The sequence below is a fragment of the Paenibacillus sp. PDC88 genome (genome assembly GCF_900106725.1).
Classification (GTDB): Bacteria; Bacillota; Bacilli; order Paenibacillales; family Paenibacillaceae; genus Paenibacillus; species Paenibacillus shunpengii.
Genome location: NZ_FNNT01000002.1, coordinates 789,396 through 810,252, shown reverse-complemented (window position 1 = coordinate 810,252; position 20,857 = coordinate 789,396). Strand labels below are relative to the sequence as shown.

The window sequence follows — 20,857 nt, the reverse complement described above, 5'->3', positions numbered from 1 at the left end:
AGACCGAACCGCTCGAGTTATAAATATAAGATTAATACGGTTGCATATAAAAATAAGGAACTTAAAATTTCTTTTAAGCCAAAAAGGAGCGTCTGCACGAACGGCTGCTGCTCCTTTTCTACCCATGTTCTATAGAAATAATAGATTACAGCAATCCCGGCTTCTGCTGCTTCGTCCACGTACTCATGGCAGGAATTTTCGAATGATCGGCACGATTGGCATACTTCTTCGCAATCTCCGTGATTTCCGACAACAGCCCCTCATTGAGCGTAATCGGAACCAGTCCCTTGGATAGAAAGAGACCATTCTCGACATGGAGATCATTCTCAGCCGCCTCTTGTCTTGGATTCGGAACATAAGCAATTTCAGTGCCGGTCAACCGACTCACTATCTCAGCCAGATCAATAACTCGATGTGTCTCGGTCATTTGATTCATGATGAGCACTCGATCACCTGTTGCAGGAGGATGTTCAACCGCAAGCTGTATACATCGTACGGTATCTTGAATATGAATGAAGGCTCTCGTTTGACCACCGGTCCCATGTACGGTAATCGGATGCCCGATCGCTGCCTGCATGAGGAATCGATTGAGAACTGTACCATAATCTCCGTCATAATCGAAGCGATTAATCAGTCTTTCGTCTAATTGAGTCTCTCGGGTATGCGTTCCCCATACAATTCCCTGGTGAAGATCAGTAATGCGAAGCTTATCATTTTTGTTATAAAAAGCAAACAACAGCTGATCCTGAGATTTGGTCATATGGTAGATAGATCCCGGATGGGTAGGGTACAAAATTTGCTGCTGCACACGATCTCCGGCTTCAGTAACTACCTCAATATCTAGGTACCCCTCAGGTATCGGAATCCCTGCCGTACCATAGCCATAGACACCCATCGTTCCTAAATGAATCAAGTGAATATCTAAGCCGCTCTCCACGATTGCGCTGAGTATGTTATGAGTAGCATTAATATTGTTGTTCACTGTATAACGCTTCAAACGAGAGGACTTCATAGAATAAGGCGCAGATCGCTGCTCTGCAAAATGGATCATTACATCCGGCTTTTCCTCCACTATGACATTTAACAGGTCATCGTAATCCTCGGCGACATTTAGAAGATAATGCTGGATGTGCTTGCCTGATACTTCCTTCCAGGCTTCAAGACGATTTTCCATGGACTGAATTGGTGTAAGAGAATTGGTCTGGCACTCCTCATCAATTCTTCTTCTGGATAGGTTATCAATTATAATCACTTCATGTCCTAAACTGGACAAGTGAAGGCTGGTCGGCCAACCACAGAAGCCATCGCCGCCAAATACAATTATTTTTTTATGTACATCCATGTTTGTCATCTTTAACCCATCCTTTACGCATTCAATCTGTTCTTATTATGTGAATTAAACAAAAATCGGAAGAGGGCATCCTTCTGCTGCTCTGTTTCACGGTAGCCCTGCCAGTATAGCTGCATAAGCACTCGCTTGTTGCGCTCCGTTCTCCCTGCAATCAAAGGGTGTTCAGGCTGGATGATGAATACTTCTTCATCCTTCTCCATTCGGATCAATCGCTTTGTTGTCTGGTTATAGTAATGATGTCTTTTCTTCAGCTGATGCTGGAGATGAGGGAATTGTCTGAACAATCCATAATACATCCAGCCGTAAGGCTCGGGCTTTTTTATATACCCTTTATTTCGGGTTAGAACGACAAGATGACGTTTGTAGCCTCGATCAATGGAAGGCTGAATCGGAATTGGATCTGCTACGCCGCCGTCAAGAAGACGTCTACCCTGGAACAATACACTTGGAGAGAGTACAGGTAGACTGCTTGAAGCACGGACCAGGTTGAACAGATGCTCCGCCGAATCATATTGATCATGATACATTGCAGATCCCGTTGCCATATCCGTCGTCGTGATCAGGAACAATGCATTCGATTGAGAAAAGGTATTATAATCAAAGGGTGCCAGCTGCGTCGGCAGAATATTAAATATCAGATCCATATGAAAAAGCTCCTGATGGGTCAGCATCCGCTTCAGTGAAACAAGACTACGACCATCCAGCAGTTGATTAAAGGCCTTGTATATCTTCCCTTTCTGATTCGAAATATAATAACTTCCAATGAGCGCGCTGGAGGATGAAGATACAACAATCGGAAATTCGATGCCCCAATCGCTTAAGCAATCCAATACACCTGCCGTGTATAACCCCCTCATTCCCCCGCCTTCCAGGATAAGTCCAATATCATTCACCGCTGAATTCAAGCCGTCATCTCTCCTTCTAATTGGAATTCAAGATTTCCTCGTTATGCTTGAGCTTCCTTTCTAAGATCGTCTGTTTGTAATAGCCAAGCACCTGCTCTGCCGCCTCTGACCACCCCTTGCCTATACTTTCTTGATAAGCAGCCTCTGCCATCCTTTTTCTTACAGCTTCATCTTCAAACCGACAGACAGCGGAGATAAAATCGTTGTGATCGTTAGCATCATACAATAATCCTGAATGCTCGTGTCTAATCTGTTCAACTGTTGGCCCGCTTCTTGCAGCAACAACAGGAAGACCGGACGCCATGGCTTCCAGGAGGACAAGTCCCAGCGTTTCCGTCGTTGATGGGAAAACAAATACATCGGAGGATGCAAACGCCTGTGCCAGCTCTTGATCATACAGGAAGCCCGTAAAGAGTGTCGGAGTACCCTTAAAATGATTCTCCAGTGCCTGTCGATGCGGTCCATCTCCGATAATGGCCAGAACAAATTGATCAGAAGCATCAAACAGATCTCTAAGCTTCTCTATTTCCTTCTCTACTGCCAATCTGCCTACATAGAGCAATATCTTCTTGCCTTCTTGTCCTTGAGACAGCCGTTCACGCATAACCGGACTGTATTGAGTCGGGCTGAACAATTCGGTATCGACACCGCGTTTCCAGAGCAGTACATTCCGAAACTGCCGCGACGTTAGTTCTTCCTGTACAGTATGGGAAGTGCACAGATTGACGGCTGCCCGGTTGTGAAGTGATCGTATATAGGACCACATCAATCCTTTTAAATAAGAGAGCTTGTAATAATCAAGATACTGCGACAGGTTGGTATGATACGACGCCAGTAATGGGTAACCATACTTTCTCGAGTAATAGATTCCGGCAGCCCCAAGTAGAGCCGGATTGACAACATGCACAACATCAGGGTCATACTCTTTCAGCAGCTTACCTACTTTAGGGCTCGGCATTGCAAAGTTTTTCGTTCTGTATAACGGAAGTGGACGTGCTGGGATGCCATAAATTCTCGCTTCACCAAAGCTTGTGACTCCCAGATCCGGCGCAATAACGATCACTTCATGACCTTCGGCGAGAAAATGGCGAATCGACGCTGTTAATCGGGTCACTATTCCGTCAGTAGAAGGCAGAAATGTTTCTGTTATGATCGCAATTTTCATAGTACACTTCCTCCTTAGTTGATCCAACACTAATGATACCCAATTTCTATTAAGGCTGAGTTAATTTCACAATACTATAGAAAAAATGAAGTGAATTGCTGTTGAGTTATTAATTGTTTCACTATGTATAATATCAAATCAGCCCTACATAGGGTAAGAACAAGCGGATATAAAATATAAAAAGAGCCGCGTCATTCGCAGCTCCTGGAATTCCATGCTCATATTGTCAACGACAAGTTATATTTCTCTGCTGACAGCAGGTTGAAACTATACAATATCTTCTGCCGCTTGCTTCTTGTTCGCTGGAGCAAACCAGCCCCACAGTGCAATAGCAACCAACACCCCATAGAATACAAGCGTCCAGCCTGTGCTGTGTGGAAAGTGATGATCCAGCACTCCGATGTCCTCGTGGGCAAGGGTAATTACAGCCAGCTTCACACCAACCCATGCAACGATTGCATAGGCTGTCGTTTCCAGTGCCGGGCGGTCAACAAGCAGCTTCACAAACCATGTGGCAGCAAACTTAATGAGTACCAGTCCAGCGATACCACCGAGCACTACAACGATAAATTTACCACCGTCCATTCCTCCGAAATTGCCAAGCGGTGAATCCGGAAGTCCGAGGGCAAGAGCTACTGCAGCCAGTATAGAGTCAATCGCAAAGGCGATATCGGCAAGCGCGATTTTACCAACAGTGGCCCAGTAGCTTTTTCCGGCAGCTTTTTCCTTGACGTCCTCACGAATTTTCTCGTTTTTCTTCCCGAATTTTGCTTTGATAACATGCTTTAATCCGAGGTATAGAAGATACGCTGCACCGATGGCCTGTATTTGCCAAACGTTTGCAATAAACGAGATGGCGAATAAGGCACCAAAACGAAACACAAAGGCCATCATAATTCCATAATTGATCGCTTTCTTCTTCTGCTCTTCCGGCAAGTGCTTCGCAATTACCGCCAGAACAAGGGCATTATCCGCTGATAACAATCCTTCCAATCCAATAAGAATTAGCAGCGCCCATGCATACTCCAGCCAAATAGACTCCAATCGTGTTACCCTCTCTCCATTTAGAATGTTCTTGCTGATGACTCTAGTACATACCTCATGATTCTCATCATGACAGGAAATGAATACTTACATGATTTCACTTATTTCCTTTTTTATGTACGACATTAAGTCCCATTTCGTTTCGTTATCAGAAAAAATTTAACAAACTTCGTTATATTGGAGCTGCCTAACTTGATATAGACGAATGAAATTCACCGCGCAATGACACCCTAAAGAAGTAGTATACATCTCATTTGCCTAAGGAGGATTACTGTTATGACCAACCAGAAGAGACGAAAAGAAGCTGCCTGGAAGTCACGAAAGCAAGAACAGCATCCACATGGTAAAGTAAAATCGCTCAAGGAATTGTCAAGCGAGTAAGAGATGGACTTACTGCGATTACTGAAGAAGACTGCTGGCATGTATCGTCGGCAGTCTTTTATGATTGCAGTTACTATCATTTCAATTTATTCAACAGCTCCTTATCTATAACAATAACCTGAAAGTTTCGCCCAGAAACCGAACCATGAAATAACGCATCCTGCTGATTCCTTGACTGTCTCTGCCCTTCTGCGATCCCTCCTCCCTCTCGGCTGCTCTTTTGAACAAGGCATAGCAAATTATTTCTGTCTCCTTCGCCCTTCGTTTTCCTTATGATGACGATTCTGGATTGTACTATGCATGACAAGCTTTCATGAATGTTCATCAGCTGATAAAATGAAACAGACTTCTATGATATGGTTAATAAAACATATAAAGGAAGGTGACTGTCTTGAAGAATAATGTCAACCGTGTAGTACTTGTTGGAACAGGAGCAGTAGGATGCAGCTACGCCTATTCCATGATTAATCAAGGCGTGGCAGAAGAGCTTGTGCTAATTGATGTTAACGAGAGCAGAGCAGAAGGCGAAGCCATGGATCTGAATCATGGAATGGCCTTTACATTAACACCAACCCGAGTGTGGAGCGGTACTTACGCAGACTGCAACTCTGCAGATCTTGTCGTTATTGCAGCAGGACTTCCTCAAAAGCCTGGCGAGACTAGACTCGATCTCATTGATAAGAATACGAAAGTATTTCGGACCATTATACGCGAGATTATGGACAGTGGATTTGACGGGATTTTTCTCGTAGCTACCAATCCCGTAGATATACTCACTTATGTGACCTGGAAAGAATCAGGTCTGCCAAAGGAGCGCGTCATTGGTTCCGGTACAACCCTGGACTCGGCACGATTCCGCTACATGATTGGTGATTACCTGCAGGTCGACCCTCGTAATGTACATGCAGCGATTATCGGGGAGCACGGGGATACCGAATTTGCGGTATGGAGCCAAGCATCCATCGGAATTGAAAGCTTGTCCAAAGTGCTGGAGCGCCGTAATAATCCACAAGACCAATCCAAGCTTGATGAGATCTTCGTCAATGTACGGGATGCCGCCTATCATATTATTGAGCGAAAGGGAGCTACCTACTACGGGATCGGAATGTGCCTCGTTCGGATCACTAAGGCCATTCTTGGAAACGAGAACAGCATTCTTACCGTATCCTGTCTGCTGGAAGGCCAATATGGCCAAGAAGATGTATATATCGGCGTACCCGCAATAGTCAACCGCGGTGGAATTCGAGAAGTCATCGAAATTGGACTGGACAAGACAGAAACCGAGAAATTCAATCACTCTGCCTCCGTTCTCAAAGAAATGATTGGCACAATATATAATACGTAAATCATATATCCCTCCTTAATGGAGGGTTCTTTTTTATGTTCATTTATTTTCATGTTCAATATTGAATTTATGGCTAACTTATAGGTGACCTTTTGTAAATCATTGAAATTTGATTCGCTATATGCTCTGAGCTAAAGTGTATTCCGTCTCGAATCCACCACATGATCACCCCAATAATGGAAGCTGTCAGAATCTCGATCGATACCAAGTGTTCTGGTAACCCTCTCGTGATCAATGCTTTATCTCTTCTCGTTTCAATCAAATTCTTGAACAGATTAAATAACCTCGATTCATAGCTTTTATGCTCAAACAGTACAGCGAAGAGCTTCCTATTATCGTATATATAATCCAAAAATCGTGTAAGGTCCTCTTCGTTATCCATGATTTCCGACTGGACAAGCGGTTCTATCTTTATTGACAGCTCGTCAAAGATTTCATTAGTTACCTTGGTGATCAGATCATGAATATCTTCATAATGCAAATAAAATGTGGCTCTATTTAATTCAGCACGGTCGGCTACCTTCTGTACCGTGACCTGTGTCATAGATGGTTCCTCGATCAGAAGCGAAAGCGCAGCTTGTTTAAACATATTTTTAGAGCGAATCGCTCGTGGATCTTCCTTTTTCCTCATAGACATTTCCTTCTCCTTTGTCGATTAAATCGATGATTATAATCGGTTTCCCCTTCCCTGCTGATTAAACGACGGTTTGAAAAATTTTGCAAATAGTCAATTCATTTTCATTGTGGTACTATCTATTTTATTGATACGGTGTTGATAAAGCAATGCTTGGAAGGAGTATCTTAATGGAACAAGAGAAACCAGAAGTAAAAAAAGGAATACTATTATTTATTTTAATTTTAGGTTGTTTTTTATCGACCTTGAATCAAACCTTGCTCAATGTAGCTCTAAATGATCTGATGGATGTATTCAAAGTATCGGCTACAACCATACAGTGGCTTGCAACTGGCTTTATGCTGGTTAACGGTGTGTTGATTCCCGCCACGGCCTACCTCATGAAGCGATTCACCACCAGACAATTATTTGTGAGCTCCATGCTGCTGCTGTTAATCGGAAGCGTCATATGTGCAATATCTCCTAATTTTAGTATTCTGCTTACAGGGAGAATGATCCAAGCTGCAGGTACAGGAATAATTACACCACTCATGATGAGTGTTATCCTCATTGTCTTCCCTATTGAAAAACGAGGCAGTGTCATGGGCTTAATCGGGTTTGCCATTATATTTGCACCTGCAATTGCCCCTACGCTGGCGGGATTTATCATCGAATACGTTTCCTGGAGATGGCTCTTTATTGGATTGGTGCCTTTTGCGGCCATTGTCATTTTACTATCATTAAAATTCTTGGCTAACGTTTCTCAAACCGTCAAAGCCAAGCTTGATGTCGTGAGTGTTGTATTGTCTACGATCGGCTTCGGCTTTATATTATATGGATTTAGTACCGCTGGGAGTAAAGGCTGGGATTCCTTAAGTGTAATCCTATCTTTAATCATCGGACTCGTATTTACGTCTCTATTTTGTATGCGGCAAATCAAGTCCCCGGATCCTTTGCTGAACCTTGATGTATTTAAGAATAAGATCTTTACCTTCACATCTATCATCAATGTTCTCGTTACTATGCTGATGTATGCGGATTTGATCCTGCTGCCGATGTATCTCCAAAGCGGCAAAGGCTTTACCGCCTTTGAAGCTGGACTGTTATTACTGCCTGGTGCAGTGATTAATGCCCTGCTATCTCCAGTTACAGGTAAGCTGTATGACAAATTCGGTGCAAAACCACTGTTTGTTACAGGTCTTCTCTTCATTATCCCATCCATGTGGGCTGTGACTGACTTATCCGGTGACACTTCTTATATGTATTTAATGATCAGAACCATTTGTTTGCGTATTGGTCTCAGCTTTATTACGATGCCGCTTAACACGGCCGGTTTGAATGCCTTGCCAAGACAATTGGGCACACATGGCTCCGCAGTGAACAATACGGTTCGGCAAATTGCAGGAGCAATTGGTACAGCTGTTGTGATCACCATCTATACCGCTCAAGCAGCAAGTCATTCGATTGAAGTTCAGAGTCAGAATCCCACGGCTTCATCTGAATTCATCGCGACCTTGTCCTCCATATTAGGCTCAGGCGATGCATACTATTTTATGATGATTATAGGGATCCTTGCACTTGTACTGACGCTGCTCATGCCTGGCAAAAAGGCACAAAAGCAGATAACGGAGCAAGCTGTAGGGAACAAAGAGACGGTGTTATCTAAATAGCATTTTTTCATAAAAATGGAGGAAGATGAGATCAGCCATTGTTGCTGTCCATCTTCTTTTTTTGTTGATTTCCAAAACGTTTGCGGTATTAATTATGACATCAGACCGATCTCACATCCCATTTTTTATAAAAATAGAGCTAAAAAGTAGCACGTATGATAGAATAGGTAACACGATATGAGTGAAGGCAATTTCAATAAATCAGCATTTGAGTTAAGGGAGGCAATATACATGGTGGATGTAATTATTATTGGCGGAGGACCTTGCGGGTTAGCAGCGGGTTTAGCATTGCAGGAAAAAGGGATTTCCTATCTCATTCTCGAAAAAGAAGCGATTGTTAACTCCATTGTCAATTGCCCAGCCGATATGCGGTTCTACAGTACTTCGGATCGTTTGGAAATCGGCAGAACTCCATTTCTTACACAGGAAGCACGTCCAACCCGATCGGAGCTGCTGAAATATTACCGACTTGTAACAGAGCGCGAGGAGCTAAACGTACACTGTTATCAGAATGTGGTCGGTATAACTTCAAGCCCTGACTTATTCACTGTACAAGCGGTGGATGATAAAGGAAACCAGCATACATACCATAGTAAATTTCTTGTCGTTGCCACAGGCATCTATGATAATCCAAGAAAGCTGCATATACCAGGTGAGGATCTGAACAAAGTAAAATACTACTATACGGAAGGGCATTCATATTACCGACGACAGGTTACGGTGATTGGTGGTAAGAATTCAGCTATTGAAGCCGCTATTGATCTCTATCGCTCTGGAGCCCATGTTACACTCGTTCATCGAGGAGAATCCGCACATGTCGGCATAAAGCCTTATCTAATTCCTGACATTCGCAATCTTGTAGAGAAGGAAAAAATTAAATTTTATCCCTTGTCCCATGTGGAAGAAATCACCCACAGTACAGTCTCTATACGCACTCCAGAAGAGCTGGTCAGCATACCTAATGACATCGTATTTTCATTAATAGGCTATCGGCCAGACTTTAGTCTGCTCAGTCAAGCCGGTGTTCAAGTGGATGCGTTGACCTCTGTGCCCTCCTATCGAGCTGATACGTATGAGTCCAACGTTCCCAACTTGTTTCTGGCTGGGGTTGTTACAGGTGGAACGACGAATCGTGTATATATCGAGGACGGCAGATTTCATGGGGGAAAGATTGCGGACGAGGTACAAAAGAGACTGCTTGTATCCGTGTAACAGCTATTGGGATGAATACAACAGAAGACAGCCGAGCATCAACATTCGGCTGTCTTCTTCGTTCCCGTTATAAATATCCTTCAAAGATTTGATATAACTACACATCTTTTCCTGTCCATAATTTAATACGCTCTTTAAGCCATTCTGTGTATTGCTGCTCCATCTCAACCGCACCCGCTTTATCAATCTCCGCCAGCATGCTGTCATAAATTTGATCAAATTGATCCGGTGATGAGACAATCGCTTCTGGAATTCGCTTGCGAATAATATCTTGTGTTTTCTGGAATATAACATTGTATTCTGTATCCGATGGAACCGGCATATTGTATGCTGCCCCCCACTCTTTCACAGGGAAATCCTCTTCCGTCGGGAACAAGCCTTTCCAAGTATCTACCCCATATGCTGCAAGGGTTTCTTTCTCAACTGGGTTATAGTTCTTAATGATTTCCTCAGGGAAGTTCGTTGTATAGTAATTACCTGTTGAATCTTTTACCCCATCACCATAACGCGCGCTGAAGATGTTATACAGGCCAATTCCGGATTCCTTCGTAAAGTTTGCATTGTCGTTGTTCTTTTTCTCTTGAACCTCTGCCGGTATCTTACGAACTCCGTCTTCTACAACGTAATGTTCTCCTTCAATACCCCAATTACGAAGCACCTGGCCTTCGTCAGAAGCGAGCCAGTCAAGGAATTTAATGGCACGAACCGGATCTTCACAGCTCGTTGTGATTCCGATACCGTATGCATCCAGACCGATGCTTTGGAAATCGGCACGTTTATAGGTTTCGTCCAAAGATACAGGGTAGTGACCATAGGTCTGTTCATACTTTCCGGCAGATTTCAAAGCATTCTCTGCGTCACTGTATCCCCAATCCTGGTCAAGTAACCCAAGTACGCGTCCACTTGCAATTTTAGCCTTGTACTGATCATCCTTTTGAATGAAGCTCTCTTTATCAAGCAAGCCTTCGTTGTATATTTTGTTCAACCAGCGGAAAAACTCTTTCTCCTCTGGACGCTTGTAATGTAACATCGCTTCGTAGGTTTCAGGATTAATGTAATATTCGCCATCATCCGGAGCTCCAGTTACACCGAAGGCTGGATTTGTAACCGTTATCATAATTCTCCATCCATCTGCACTGAGTGAGATCGGAATCGTTGGCTGTCCATCTTCTGTTGTTGGATGCTTTTCATAATATGCACGAATCGCATTCTCAAAATCTTCAAGGGTTTTGATCTCTGGATAACCCAGCTCCTTCACCACTTGATGCTGTATTGAGAAACCGCCTCCTGCATCGAACAAGGTCTCTCCAACTCCCGCATTCGTTGGAAGCCAATATATGGATTGATCTTCATTACTGTATTTAAGGCGATTCATTTGATCTCCGTAAACCTTCTTCAGATTCGGTGCATGCTCTTCAATGAGATCCGTAAGATCAATCATCGCACCTGCATCAACCAGTTTGGACAAGTTACCTTTAGGATAGATGAGATCAGGATAATCACCGCTTGCTGCCATCAGAGGGATCTTCTCATCTCCGCCCCCGCTTGATACATCATACTCGGCATTGATCGTTACACCTGTCTCTTCAATAATCTTCTGGCCTATTGCATCCTGCATCTTGTTCCAGTTCGGACTTGCGTCCGCTCCAAAGAACGTAAAGGTGATTGGTTCTGTCGAATTCGATTCCGATGAAGCCCCTTCATTTCCAGTACTTGCTCCATCATTCGTATTTCCACAGGCAGCAGTAAACAACATTGTGCTTGCAAGTAGAAGCATGGCAACCGTTTTTGGCGCTTTGTGTTTCATTTGCTGTAATCCCCCTTAGATAGCTTTTTTATATGTATAACAGGCATCCCTGTCTATACCGAATTGAAAAGCAAGGAAACATACATACCCTTGTAAGCCTTGAAATAAAGCGCTTTAGGAACATAATGAAATTGATGAATAGAGCATTGCTGATTGCAGTGCAGTGTACTAGAGAAAAAGAGGAAGCATTTCGGGAAATCAAATGAGGTAACGTTTTCGAACCTAAATGTAAGTGCTTTCATTGCATTCAGTGTATGAAATATCATTCAATAAGTCAATCCTATTTTTTAAAAATATTCTGCATTATCATTCACTTGGAATAATCACATCGTCATCCTCTTGTTTGCAGAAACCAAAGAACATTATGAAATGGAATCAACCTAAACTATACAAAAAAGGGAGGCTTCCAGTACTGCGGGAAGCCTCCCTTTCTATATAACTTATATGATTAATGCATAGGACCTTGACCACTTTGTTGTCCAGTAACCTGCACCCGCTTAACGAAGAAAGAGATGACTAGACCAATGACAGCCAAGATTAATGCGAATACAAAGGCATTTTGTACGCCGCTTGTAAATGCAGCGAGTTGATTCTCCGGACTTTCCGGATTCGTCACTCCACTCAAGTAGCTTGCCTGACCTGCACTCAGAATGCTTACTGCGACCGCAGTTCCGATCGCTCCAGACACCTGCTGCAGTGTATTCATAATAGCTGTTCCGTGCGGATAATACTCCGGTGGAAGCTGATTAAGTCCATTCGTCTGTGCAGGCATCATAATCATGGAAATACCGATCATCATGAATAAATGCATTGTAATAATCATAGCGAGCGGTGTAGTTGGCTCAATGCCAGAATACATAAACAGGACAGCAGCCACTACAACGAGTCCAATACGAACAAGCCATTTAGGACCAAATTTATCAAACAAACGACCCATCACGGGAGACAAAAATCCATTCAGCAAGCTGCCCGGCAATAGTACCAAACCAGCTGTCAGGGCAGTAACCGCAAGTCCCTGCTGTAAATACATTGGCAATATCAGCATGGACGATAACATCATCATCATACAGAAGAAGATGAGAATGAGCCCAATTGTAAACATTGGATACTTGAATGCCCGAAGATCCAGCATCGGCTGCTTCATTCTGAGCTGTCGGATGCTGAAGATGAGCAAAGACAATACTCCGACTAACAGTGTACCTATAACAACGGGGCTTCCCCAGCCACTGCCGGTTTCTCCGTGTCCGCCCGCACTACTAAATCCGTAAACGATGCCCCCAAAACCAAGTGTGGATAGGACAATGGAAGGTACATCAATTTTGGGTTTCGTCAATTTCGAGATGTTCGGCAGGAACATTAAGCCGCACACCAGCGAAATGATAAAGAACGGCAAAGAAATCCAGAAGATCCAGTGCCAGGTCAGATTCGCAAGAATCAAACCGGAAATACTCGGGCCGCTCGCTGGCGCAAACATAATAACCAGTCCGATCAGACCCATCGCAGAACCCCGCTTCTCAATCGGGAAAATAATCAATATGGTGTTAAACATCAGCGGCAGCAACAAAGCTGTACCCACTGCTTGAAGCACCCTTGCAATTAATAGCATTTCAAAGGTTGGTGCCAACGCAGCTACCAGAGTACCTGCAATTGAAAAAATTAATGAAGTTGTAAACAATTGTCTCGTCGTAAACCATTGTAGCAGCAATCCAGACACAGGTACTAAAATACCCAATATCAGCAAATAACCAGTAGTCAGCCATTGAATGGTTGTAGGCCCTACTTCTAACAGATCCATCAGCGGAGTCATCGCTACATTAAGTGCCGTTTCTCCAAATAGACCGATAAATCCGCTGAGCAGCATGGCGAACAAAATGGGCAGTACCTTATATTGTTTTTGTTCCTGCCTCTCTTGTACAGTATCAGCTTTCATGGTAACCTCCACGGTTCCATCCTCCTCTTAATCTATAATCATTTATCTCTCTCTAAATCTACCTCGCGTTCTTTGCAACAACCGACAAATAATCTGCAGCCGTCAGCATCGGCTGTTTGTCTTGGTTGGTGAGGCTTATAATGAGTGCTCCCTCGAGCAAGGAAATGACCAATAACCCTGTTTCTCGTGCCTTCTGTTCACTAATGCCATCCTTAATGAGATTCTTGGCAATCACTTGCTGCCAATCTGCAAATACGCTTTGACAAGCTTCTCGCAGCTGATGACTGATGCACGATGTTTCGACAGCAGCCCAGAAGCTGAATGGCAAAAACCCTGTAAATCCAGCTGCTTCAGTCTCATCGGCAAGCTTATGAACGAAGAGTTGTATAGCGTCTCCGGTATTGTCGCTGGCTGCAAAGCAAGCTTCAAATTTCTGCAAAATATCCTCATTCGCTTTTTGGATACATACATGGGCGAGCTCTTCCTTACCATGCGGGAAGTAGTGATACAACGAGCCTTTGGGTGTATTGCTTTCCTTAATAATCTGATTCAGCCCGGTCGCGTGATATCCCTGTGAAAAAAACAGTCTTGCTGCTGTATTTACGATGCATTCCTTCGCATTAGACTTCTCACTCAAGCAGAGTCACATCCTTAAGCATTATAACGATTGGTCTATATAATTAAAACCATATCATTGCTTACTGTCAAGCATTATTTTGAGAAGGGTAGTTCGCATCGTTATAGTGCGGATAATATCAAATTATTGCTCAACATGCACCATCTTACAATGCCTTTATGTATCCAGTACATGATCATAATCAAATCCGTGTTAAATCTATGGAGCACAATCTTTAAGAAGTAATTTTCCCCTACGAAAGCTTTATTGACCTCCTAATTCTTCTCCTGTAATATAAAGTAAATATTATGAAAATTATGGCGAGGAGAGGAATAAATGAGTGTACATTTTCCTTACGATGAGCCTCTGGACTTGGACTCTCTAGTAAATTTGATCCAATCAAATTATACAATCGAGAATTGGGAAGAGGTTCTATCCTTATCCGATCAGCTCATGCAGCTAGCTAAGGAAGTTCATCAAGAGCTTATAGAGACAGACTCCACGTCACATGTTTATAAAGACCATATCATCTATTACTTTGGATACAGTCATCTAATGAGTGGTCTCTCCTATCAGAAGCTGGGTGATTTCACCAAATCAAGAGAGTATATCTCCTTCTATGCCAATCTGGACTGGCTTGATGATTCCACAGAAACCGGCAAATATCTGATCGAACACTTTAAATTCTTTTCTTCTGCCAATGAGCTACAGCTGGATATTCTGGATGGCAAGAAGGACAGGCTTCCCGAATATGTACAATTCCTAGACGCTAACCCCGATCAAGTACTTCAAGGCTTAATCAATATCCTTCGTTCTGCGAATCAATTTAATTATGACGTGGACTCGATCATAACACACCTATCAAACTACGTAGAAGATTACAAGCATTACAATGATAAAGTAAAAGCAGCACATTATTTGTCCTACCAGTACCAGCTCGCACTATACCGAAATATGAATGAGGAACATTCAACCGCTATTGATATTACCCTTCATATTCTGGATGCTGCCGATGAAATGAGAAATGACAAGTATTTCAAAAAGGCAATTTCTTTGTTTGAAATTCTTAGGAAATTTGGTACTGTTTCTCAGCTCAAAACGTGTTATGATATACTCAATAAAATTCTTATGAGAGGAGATCTCCCTAATGAAAAAAGGTATTCTAGCCGCTCTGACAGTGTTGGGTCTGTTCATCTTCGTAGTTTATCCTGACTTTGTACCAAATTCAATCCAGCTTCTAGATCACGGTTCTGAGTTTAGACCTAAATAATTAACGATCTCCTTGCCAACAATGAACTACATAATGTAATGGCTATTCACGCTTATATTTTACGTGCTGTGAATAGCCATTTTTCTATTTACAATGGATGATAGTCTGCTCTTCATTGAAAAAGATCACTTGGGATTGGTATCTTCTCACCTCCCAAGTGATCTTTTACTTTCAGAGCAATGGAAATTACAGCTGGTTTATTTTCCTGGTGTAAACTTAATCTTGAGCGCTTCTGCCATTAACACAGGCAAATCTGTATTCTCATGAAGTCCGTAGAATAGCTCTGCACCCGGGCCATATGCATACAGCGGTACGTCTACACCTGTATGATTAAGACTTGTCCACCCAATATTTGCCCGGGCAGATACAACTTCATTTATCGTAATCGCCGGTTGTTCTGAGGTCTTGATCAATTGAGCCTCTTCATCTGTAAGTTCAAGTGCAGTAAATTCCTTCACAATCTCTTTGACATTACTGCGTGTGGAATTCAGCTTGGTAACCATATAATCACCGGTAGCCGTTACATTACGAATCACCTCAAGATCTACATCCCCTGGGCCGTTTCCTCCAACGGACATCCCTCCTGTATCATGATCCCCTGCGACGATAACCAGTGTGTTCTTGTCCTTCTTGGCAAATTCCAATACAGACTCCAGAGCCTTCTCAAATGCTTCTGAATCCTTCATAGCCCAGGCTGCATCATGATCATGACCTGCCCAGTCAATCTGACTTCCCTCTACCATAAGGAAAAATCCGTCTTTGTCCTTGTCGAGAACTTTCAATGCCGTTTCTGTCATTTCTTGCAGGCTAGGCTCATTCGTCGTTTCGCGGTCCAACTCCGGGGCCATGCCAGCTTCTGCAAATAAACCAATCACTTTGTCCGATCTTTCAACACGCTTCAAATCAGCTTTGCTTGAGATGTACTGATATCCATCCTCTTTTGCTTCATTGATAAGTGAGTCAGGGAAGTATTTTTTACCTCCGCCCAAAATTACATCAACATCGTTATCAATAAGCTGTGGAGCAATGGCCGATTCATCTGCCCGACTGGCTACGTGAGAGGCAAATACAGCCGGTGTAGCGTGTGTAATGGTGGAAGTCGCAACTAAACCAGAAGACTTGCCCTTTTCCTCAGCTGCTTCCAGGATGGTTTTGAGCTCTTTGCCATCAGGGGAAGTGCTGATCATGCCGTTATTTGTTTTTACACCTGTTGCAAAAGCGGTGCCTGCTGCAGCTGAATCTGTAATCTCAGAGTTTGCAGAGTATGTACGATGCATGCCAACTAATATCGAATCCAGTGCTGTTTCTTCTCCTTTATACCAACGGTAATTTGTTGCATAAGAAGCAGAGAAACCATCCGGAACCATAAAGATGACATTATCGACTTTTCTATTATTATTCTGATTCCCCTTTGCATCTAAGATGGGTAAGTTACTTCCGGCAGTTATTGTGCCAAGAGTGATTGCAGATGCTGCCGTAATCGTTATTGCCTTTTTTTTAAATTTGTTCACTATTATTCCTCCTTTAATTATCAAATCTATTAAAATATAAAGCTGAAGTATTAACTCTATATTTTCTAAACGTTTTCTCATTGTAATAATATCGTCGTTATATTTTCTGGATTGAGATCGAATTATTTTGTAAGCAGAGTCCGATCTGCAGTACTATTTCTATCCATGAAAGAATAAGGATGAAAGAACGACATTCTGCATTTAAGCATAATATATCAACGCTATTTCGTTATTCACTTGTCAACTTTTGATTAGGAGGCTTGAATGATGGACGAAAACTCTACTAAATCAAATTTCTCTCGAAATCCTTCTACAAACGAAAATCAAGGATATCAGAATACAGGAGCAGGCTCGAAATGGGCTGGCGACATTCCCGCCGAGCTCCATTCTCAAACAGTCGGCAGCCGGGGACCCGTACTGGAGCAGGACAATGTATTACATGAAACTCTGGAAACCTTCGTACATACTAAAATTATTGAAAGGCCTGTACACGTCAAAGGCTACGGTGCTTTCGGATACTTTCAGACGGTAAATTCGATGTCGGCATATACTAAGCTGCATTTTTTACAGCAGCCTGGGCAGCAAGTCCCAGTCACGGTCAGATTCTCGCTCGCTGTCAGTAACAAAGGAACTCCTGACACTTCCCGTAATGTAAGAGGCTTTTCAACTAAATTTTACACAGAGGAGGGTGTCTTTGATCTTATTTGCAACCATATCCCTGTCTTCTCCGTGCGAGATGCTATCCGCTTCCCAGAATCAATCAAAGCGTTTCTTCCTTCACCAGTTAACAATCTAATTGATCCTGAACGATTCTGGAGTTTTGTAGCAAGGGCGCCGGAGTCGATGAACTTCCTGGTTTGGCTCTACTCCGACGCCGGTACGGTAAAGAGTCTCCGTCATATACCGGGAAACAGTGTGAATACATATGTTTGGAGAAATGCACAGGGTGTACGTACTTATGTTAAATACTGCTGGATTCCTTTAGCAGGCGTGCAATATATCGATCGTCAAGAAGCAGCTCGAATTGCATGTGAAAATCCAGATTATGCAGGGAAAGACCTCTATGATACCTTAGCCGCAGGAAAAACAATAGAGTATGGATTGTACGTTCAGCTGATGAATCCTGCAGATGAAGCGATTCTGCCTTTTGATCCCCTTGACGACACGAAGGTGTGGGATGAACGGCAATATCCTTTGATACCAGTCGGCAGGATGGTATTGAACCGCAATCCAGATAATTATATGGAACAGGTTGAAAAAATCGCGTTCTCCCCTTCAAACTTGCTTGAAGGCGTCGAACTCTCAGATGATAAAATGCTGCAAGGTCGTGCGAATATTTACTGGGATTCACAACGCCGAAGGATCGGTCCTGATTTCCGCAGTGTTCCTGTTAACCATCAGCAGAACTGGACCACCGATGAGCTTATTACGAGCGGCAATGGCAGATTTGTTGAGGGTCATTTGACGAGGTCTGATATACCGAAGCAAGATGATTTTACCCAAGCAGGTCAATACTATCTAAGCCTGCCTCCTGTACAGCAAGAACATTTAGCAGATAATCTCGCCGCGGATCTTGAAGCTGTATCTCAAGAAACGACGAGCATCGTTCTTGGCTATCTCTATCAAGCCTCTCCTGAGCTAGGTGAACGTGTCGCAAGGCTAATTCAATCACAAATTAAATAGAGACTACTTTTTTCTGTGTAAAATTTAGTTTGACTACAACCATAGTCCAGGTCTGGACTATGGTTGTTTGCATGTTGTTGGTATGAAATTAGTGATCTATACATCAATTCATTCCTGCGAAAAGCTCTGTATCATAAGACTATTAGAGTATAGAATAAGACTAAAGTATTATTTTTGTTTTTATGGAATTATTTTGCTATTTTCTACTTACTTCGACACTCGATACATGCTACATTATCTCTGGTTTTAAATATAAATTACGATATGGAGGATGATGATGTGAAGTATTTGAACCAATCGAAGTCGAAGTGGTTGATTGCTGCGGTTGCAGCTCTAACATTAACAGTGGCTATTCCCATTTCATCGGTTATGGCTGAGGATTCTGCAGCTGAAGTCAGACAAGTAGATAAATCTGCTGTTGCAGCACCTAACGTGACCATTATTCGGGCCAATGGTGAAGTTATTTCTCCTATGGCAGAAGGCGAATGGGATTATCTCGGTCAGCGATCTACCGTATCCTCTCAAAACCCTACAAACTATGTCCACTCTGGTGGTGGTGATTTCAAATTCCAAGTTGCCAGCGGTCCAAGTGGTGGCACTTGGTATCAGTTACGTGAATATGATCCAGGCAGTAATGCTGACGAGCTTGTAACTGGTTACGAGTACTTGTTGTACCCTGGCGACACGCTTATCTATAGGGGAATCGGAAGCTATGTAGATGGTGACAACAAAAAGGCAGAATTTTATGTATACGAAAGCTTCAGCGGCTCCGGCTCCGTAAAGTATTGGGATTGAGTCAAACAGACAACGCGTAAACTAGCTCAACATTACTAATATATATGCAGCCGCAAAGAGCCACTAATTATTCGTTGCTGTAGATTCCCTCACAACAGATAATAGTGCTCTGTATTCGGCTGCTTATATATTAACCATTAGACGACTTCCTTATTTCTGTGTATCTTTGATGGATTTCGGCAAAGAGATGCCTGTAAATCCATAGAAAACAGTTATTAATGGACATAGCAAGCAGAACAGAGCAAATGGTGCATATTCCACAACGGAAACTCCCAGCACAGAAGCAATAAACACACCACATACACTCCATGGAACAAGGGGATTCACTACCGTTCCCGCATCCTCAAGCACACGTGACAAATGCTTTGGTTCAAGCCCTGCCTTCTTATAGTAATCTTTAAACGCATTTCCGGGCAGTAAGACCGACAAATACTGCTCTCCAATAATAAAATTGACGGCTACAGCCATTCCTGCGGTAGAGCAAATGAGGATCGAAACACGATTTAAGAACCGCTGTACGATAGACAATAACGCAGGTATAATTCCAAGTCTGAACAGCAAGCCTCCCATACTTAACGCGAGCAGTATAACAGACACACTGAACATCATACTTTCTATTCCGCCTCTAGTCAGCATGGAATCCACATCCTCCACACCACTGGCAGATTGGTAACCAGAATAGAGCAGCTCCAGCATTCCTTTCATTTCCATGCCATTACCCGTCCAGATGGAGATGATTAATGCCGACAACGCACCTCCCAGCAAGGCAGCGGTAACAGGCACCTTCATAAAAGCAAGCAACGCAAGGATGACAAATGGAAGAAGTGCATATCCGTTAACAAGATTCAACTGGATCAAGGTCTCTTTTACCAGCTCAATCTGTTCTATACTTGTACTCGTTTGTTCAGGAGACAGCACTAGGAATACGATGAATGATATAATAAATGCCGGAATTGTCGTCCAGGCCATATTTTTAATATGATCAAATAGATCCGCACCCGCTACCGTAGCAGCAAGGTTTGTTGTATCTGATAGAGGTGACATCTTATCCCCAAAAAATGCTCCTGAAACAATGGCTCCTGCCGTGATTACCGGTGACATATCCAGTGCCGTACTCGCACCTATGAACCCAACACCCAAGGTTGCTGCCGTCGTTAGTGAGCTGCCAAGACTAACTCCGATAATAGCGGTAACTAGGAAGACGATCGCATAGAAGAATCTACCCGACACCAGCTCAACAGATAAATAGATGAAGGTCGGAATCGTCCCACTAGCCATCCAGCTGCTGATCAGCATCCCGATGAAAAAGAAGATCATGACAGCACCAATCCCGGATTTAGCCCCATCTGCCATGGCTCCTTCCAATTCTTTGAACCCCACCCTCTTTATAGCACCGTAAATTAACAGAAGTACAATACCGGATATCACTGCCATATGAGGAACTGCTTTAACTCCAATAATTAGGTACCCAAGCAGTCCCATTAACAGAGCCGTTATCACTACCGCTTCTATGGGATGGATCTTTAATACCTTATTTTCTTGATTCATATTTGCCTCCA

17 protein-coding genes are annotated in these 20,857 nt (G+C 43.0%); 7 read left to right on the top strand and 10 right to left on the bottom strand.

The features are described 5' to 3' along the window. Positions 1 to 145: 145 nt before the first annotated feature. The 4 genes from BLW49_RS10335 to BLW49_RS10320 all read right to left on the bottom strand — a co-directional run bounded on the left by BLW49_RS10335 (position 146) and on the right by BLW49_RS10320 (position 4,465). On the bottom strand, positions 146 to 1,351 hold the full coding sequence (locus tag BLW49_RS10335; RefSeq protein WP_090724424.1) for an NAD-dependent epimerase/dehydratase family protein: 1,206 nt from the start codon (positions 1,349 to 1,351) through the stop codon (positions 146 to 148). 14 nt (positions 1,352 to 1,365) lie between these two features. Next, entirely contained in the window at positions 1,366 to 2,256 is an 891-nt protein-coding gene (locus tag BLW49_RS10330) for a patatin-like phospholipase family protein (RefSeq protein WP_256209698.1), read from the bottom strand. Positions 2,257 to 2,272: 16 nt separating this feature from the next. Continuing rightward, positions 2,273 to 3,421 (bottom strand): glycosyltransferase family 4 protein, encoded by a 1,149-nt coding sequence (locus BLW49_RS10325; RefSeq protein ID WP_076313835.1) that lies wholly within the window; start codon positions 3,419 to 3,421, stop codon positions 2,273 to 2,275. Between the two features lie 267 nt (positions 3,422 to 3,688). Next, the gene (locus BLW49_RS10320) at positions 3,689 to 4,465 is read right to left on the bottom strand and encodes a TerC family protein (RefSeq protein WP_076313834.1); all 777 of its coding nucleotides are present in this window, start codon (positions 4,463 to 4,465) and stop codon (positions 3,689 to 3,691) included. 276 nt (positions 4,466 to 4,741) lie between these two features. Between BLW49_RS10320 and BLW49_RS29160 the strand changes: the two genes are divergently transcribed. Both BLW49_RS29160 and BLW49_RS10315 read left to right on the top strand, forming a co-directional pair. Further along, positions 4,742 to 4,846: a DUF6254 family protein gene (locus BLW49_RS29160; RefSeq protein WP_256209697.1), complete on the top strand. Its 105-nt coding sequence runs from the start codon at positions 4,742 to 4,744 to the stop codon at positions 4,844 to 4,846. Between the two features lie 391 nt (positions 4,847 to 5,237). Further along, the gene (locus BLW49_RS10315; RefSeq protein WP_076313833.1) at positions 5,238 to 6,191 is read left to right on the top strand and encodes an L-lactate dehydrogenase; all 954 of its coding nucleotides are present in this window, start codon (positions 5,238 to 5,240) and stop codon (positions 6,189 to 6,191) included. Between the two features lie 73 nt (positions 6,192 to 6,264). Here the strand turns inward: BLW49_RS10315 and BLW49_RS10310 are convergent, their stop codons facing one another. Beyond that, on the bottom strand, positions 6,265 to 6,828 hold the full coding sequence (locus BLW49_RS10310) for a TetR/AcrR family transcriptional regulator (protein ID WP_090724422.1): 564 nt from the start codon (positions 6,826 to 6,828) through the stop codon (positions 6,265 to 6,267). 167 nt (positions 6,829 to 6,995) lie between these two features. Here BLW49_RS10310 and BLW49_RS10305 point away from each other — a divergent pair, with 167 nt between their 5' ends. Further along, a complete protein-coding gene (locus BLW49_RS10305; RefSeq protein WP_076313831.1) occupies positions 6,996 to 8,474 on the top strand; it encodes a DHA2 family efflux MFS transporter permease subunit in 1,479 nt (492 codons plus the stop codon). A gap of 231 nt (positions 8,475 to 8,705) precedes the next feature. Then, entirely contained in the window at positions 8,706 to 9,686 is a 981-nt protein-coding gene (locus BLW49_RS10300) for a YpdA family putative bacillithiol disulfide reductase (RefSeq protein WP_177178699.1), read from the top strand. A 97-nt stretch (positions 9,687 to 9,783) separates the two neighbouring features. Here the strand turns inward: BLW49_RS10300 and BLW49_RS10295 are convergent, their stop codons facing one another. The 3 genes from BLW49_RS10295 to BLW49_RS10285 all read right to left on the bottom strand — a co-directional run bounded on the left by BLW49_RS10295 (position 9,784) and on the right by BLW49_RS10285 (position 14,060). Then, positions 9,784 to 11,493: an ABC transporter substrate-binding protein gene (locus BLW49_RS10295; protein ID WP_076313829.1), complete on the bottom strand. Its 1,710-nt coding sequence runs from the start codon at positions 11,491 to 11,493 to the stop codon at positions 9,784 to 9,786. Positions 11,494 to 11,941: 448 nt separating this feature from the next. Beyond that, on the bottom strand, positions 11,942 to 13,423 hold the full coding sequence (locus BLW49_RS10290) for a DHA2 family efflux MFS transporter permease subunit (RefSeq protein WP_076314099.1): 1,482 nt from the start codon (positions 13,421 to 13,423) through the stop codon (positions 11,942 to 11,944). 58 nt (positions 13,424 to 13,481) lie between these two features. Then, positions 13,482 to 14,060, bottom strand: a complete 579-nt coding sequence (locus BLW49_RS10285; RefSeq protein WP_076313828.1) for a TetR/AcrR family transcriptional regulator — start codon at positions 14,058 to 14,060, stop codon at positions 13,482 to 13,484. A gap of 315 nt (positions 14,061 to 14,375) precedes the next feature. On the opposite strand from BLW49_RS10285, the gene BLW49_RS10280 reads away from it, so the two are divergent. Beyond that, positions 14,376 to 15,251: a hypothetical protein gene (locus BLW49_RS10280; protein WP_076313827.1), complete on the top strand. Its 876-nt coding sequence runs from the start codon at positions 14,376 to 14,378 to the stop codon at positions 15,249 to 15,251. Positions 15,252 to 15,506: 255 nt separating this feature from the next. Here the strand turns inward: BLW49_RS10280 and BLW49_RS10275 are convergent, their stop codons facing one another. Next, positions 15,507 to 16,820, bottom strand: coding sequence for an alkaline phosphatase (locus BLW49_RS10275; RefSeq protein WP_256209696.1), 1,314 nt, complete (start codon positions 16,818 to 16,820; stop codon positions 15,507 to 15,509). A 267-nt stretch (positions 16,821 to 17,087) separates the two neighbouring features. Between BLW49_RS10275 and BLW49_RS10270 the strand changes: the two genes are divergently transcribed. Both BLW49_RS10270 and BLW49_RS10265 read left to right on the top strand, forming a co-directional pair. After that, a complete protein-coding gene (locus BLW49_RS10270; RefSeq protein WP_090724417.1) occupies positions 17,088 to 18,503 on the top strand; it encodes a catalase in 1,416 nt (471 codons plus the stop codon). A 279-nt stretch (positions 18,504 to 18,782) separates the two neighbouring features. After that, positions 18,783 to 19,298 (top strand): hypothetical protein, encoded by a 516-nt coding sequence (locus BLW49_RS10265; protein ID WP_083655940.1) that lies wholly within the window; start codon positions 18,783 to 18,785, stop codon positions 19,296 to 19,298. Between the two features lie 150 nt (positions 19,299 to 19,448). On the opposite strand, the gene nhaC is transcribed toward BLW49_RS10265, so the two are convergent. Beyond that, positions 19,449 to 20,846, bottom strand: a complete 1,398-nt coding sequence (gene nhaC / locus BLW49_RS10260; RefSeq protein WP_090724556.1) for a Na+/H+ antiporter NhaC — start codon at positions 20,844 to 20,846, stop codon at positions 19,449 to 19,451. Between the last annotated feature and the right edge of the window lie 11 nt (positions 20,847 to 20,857).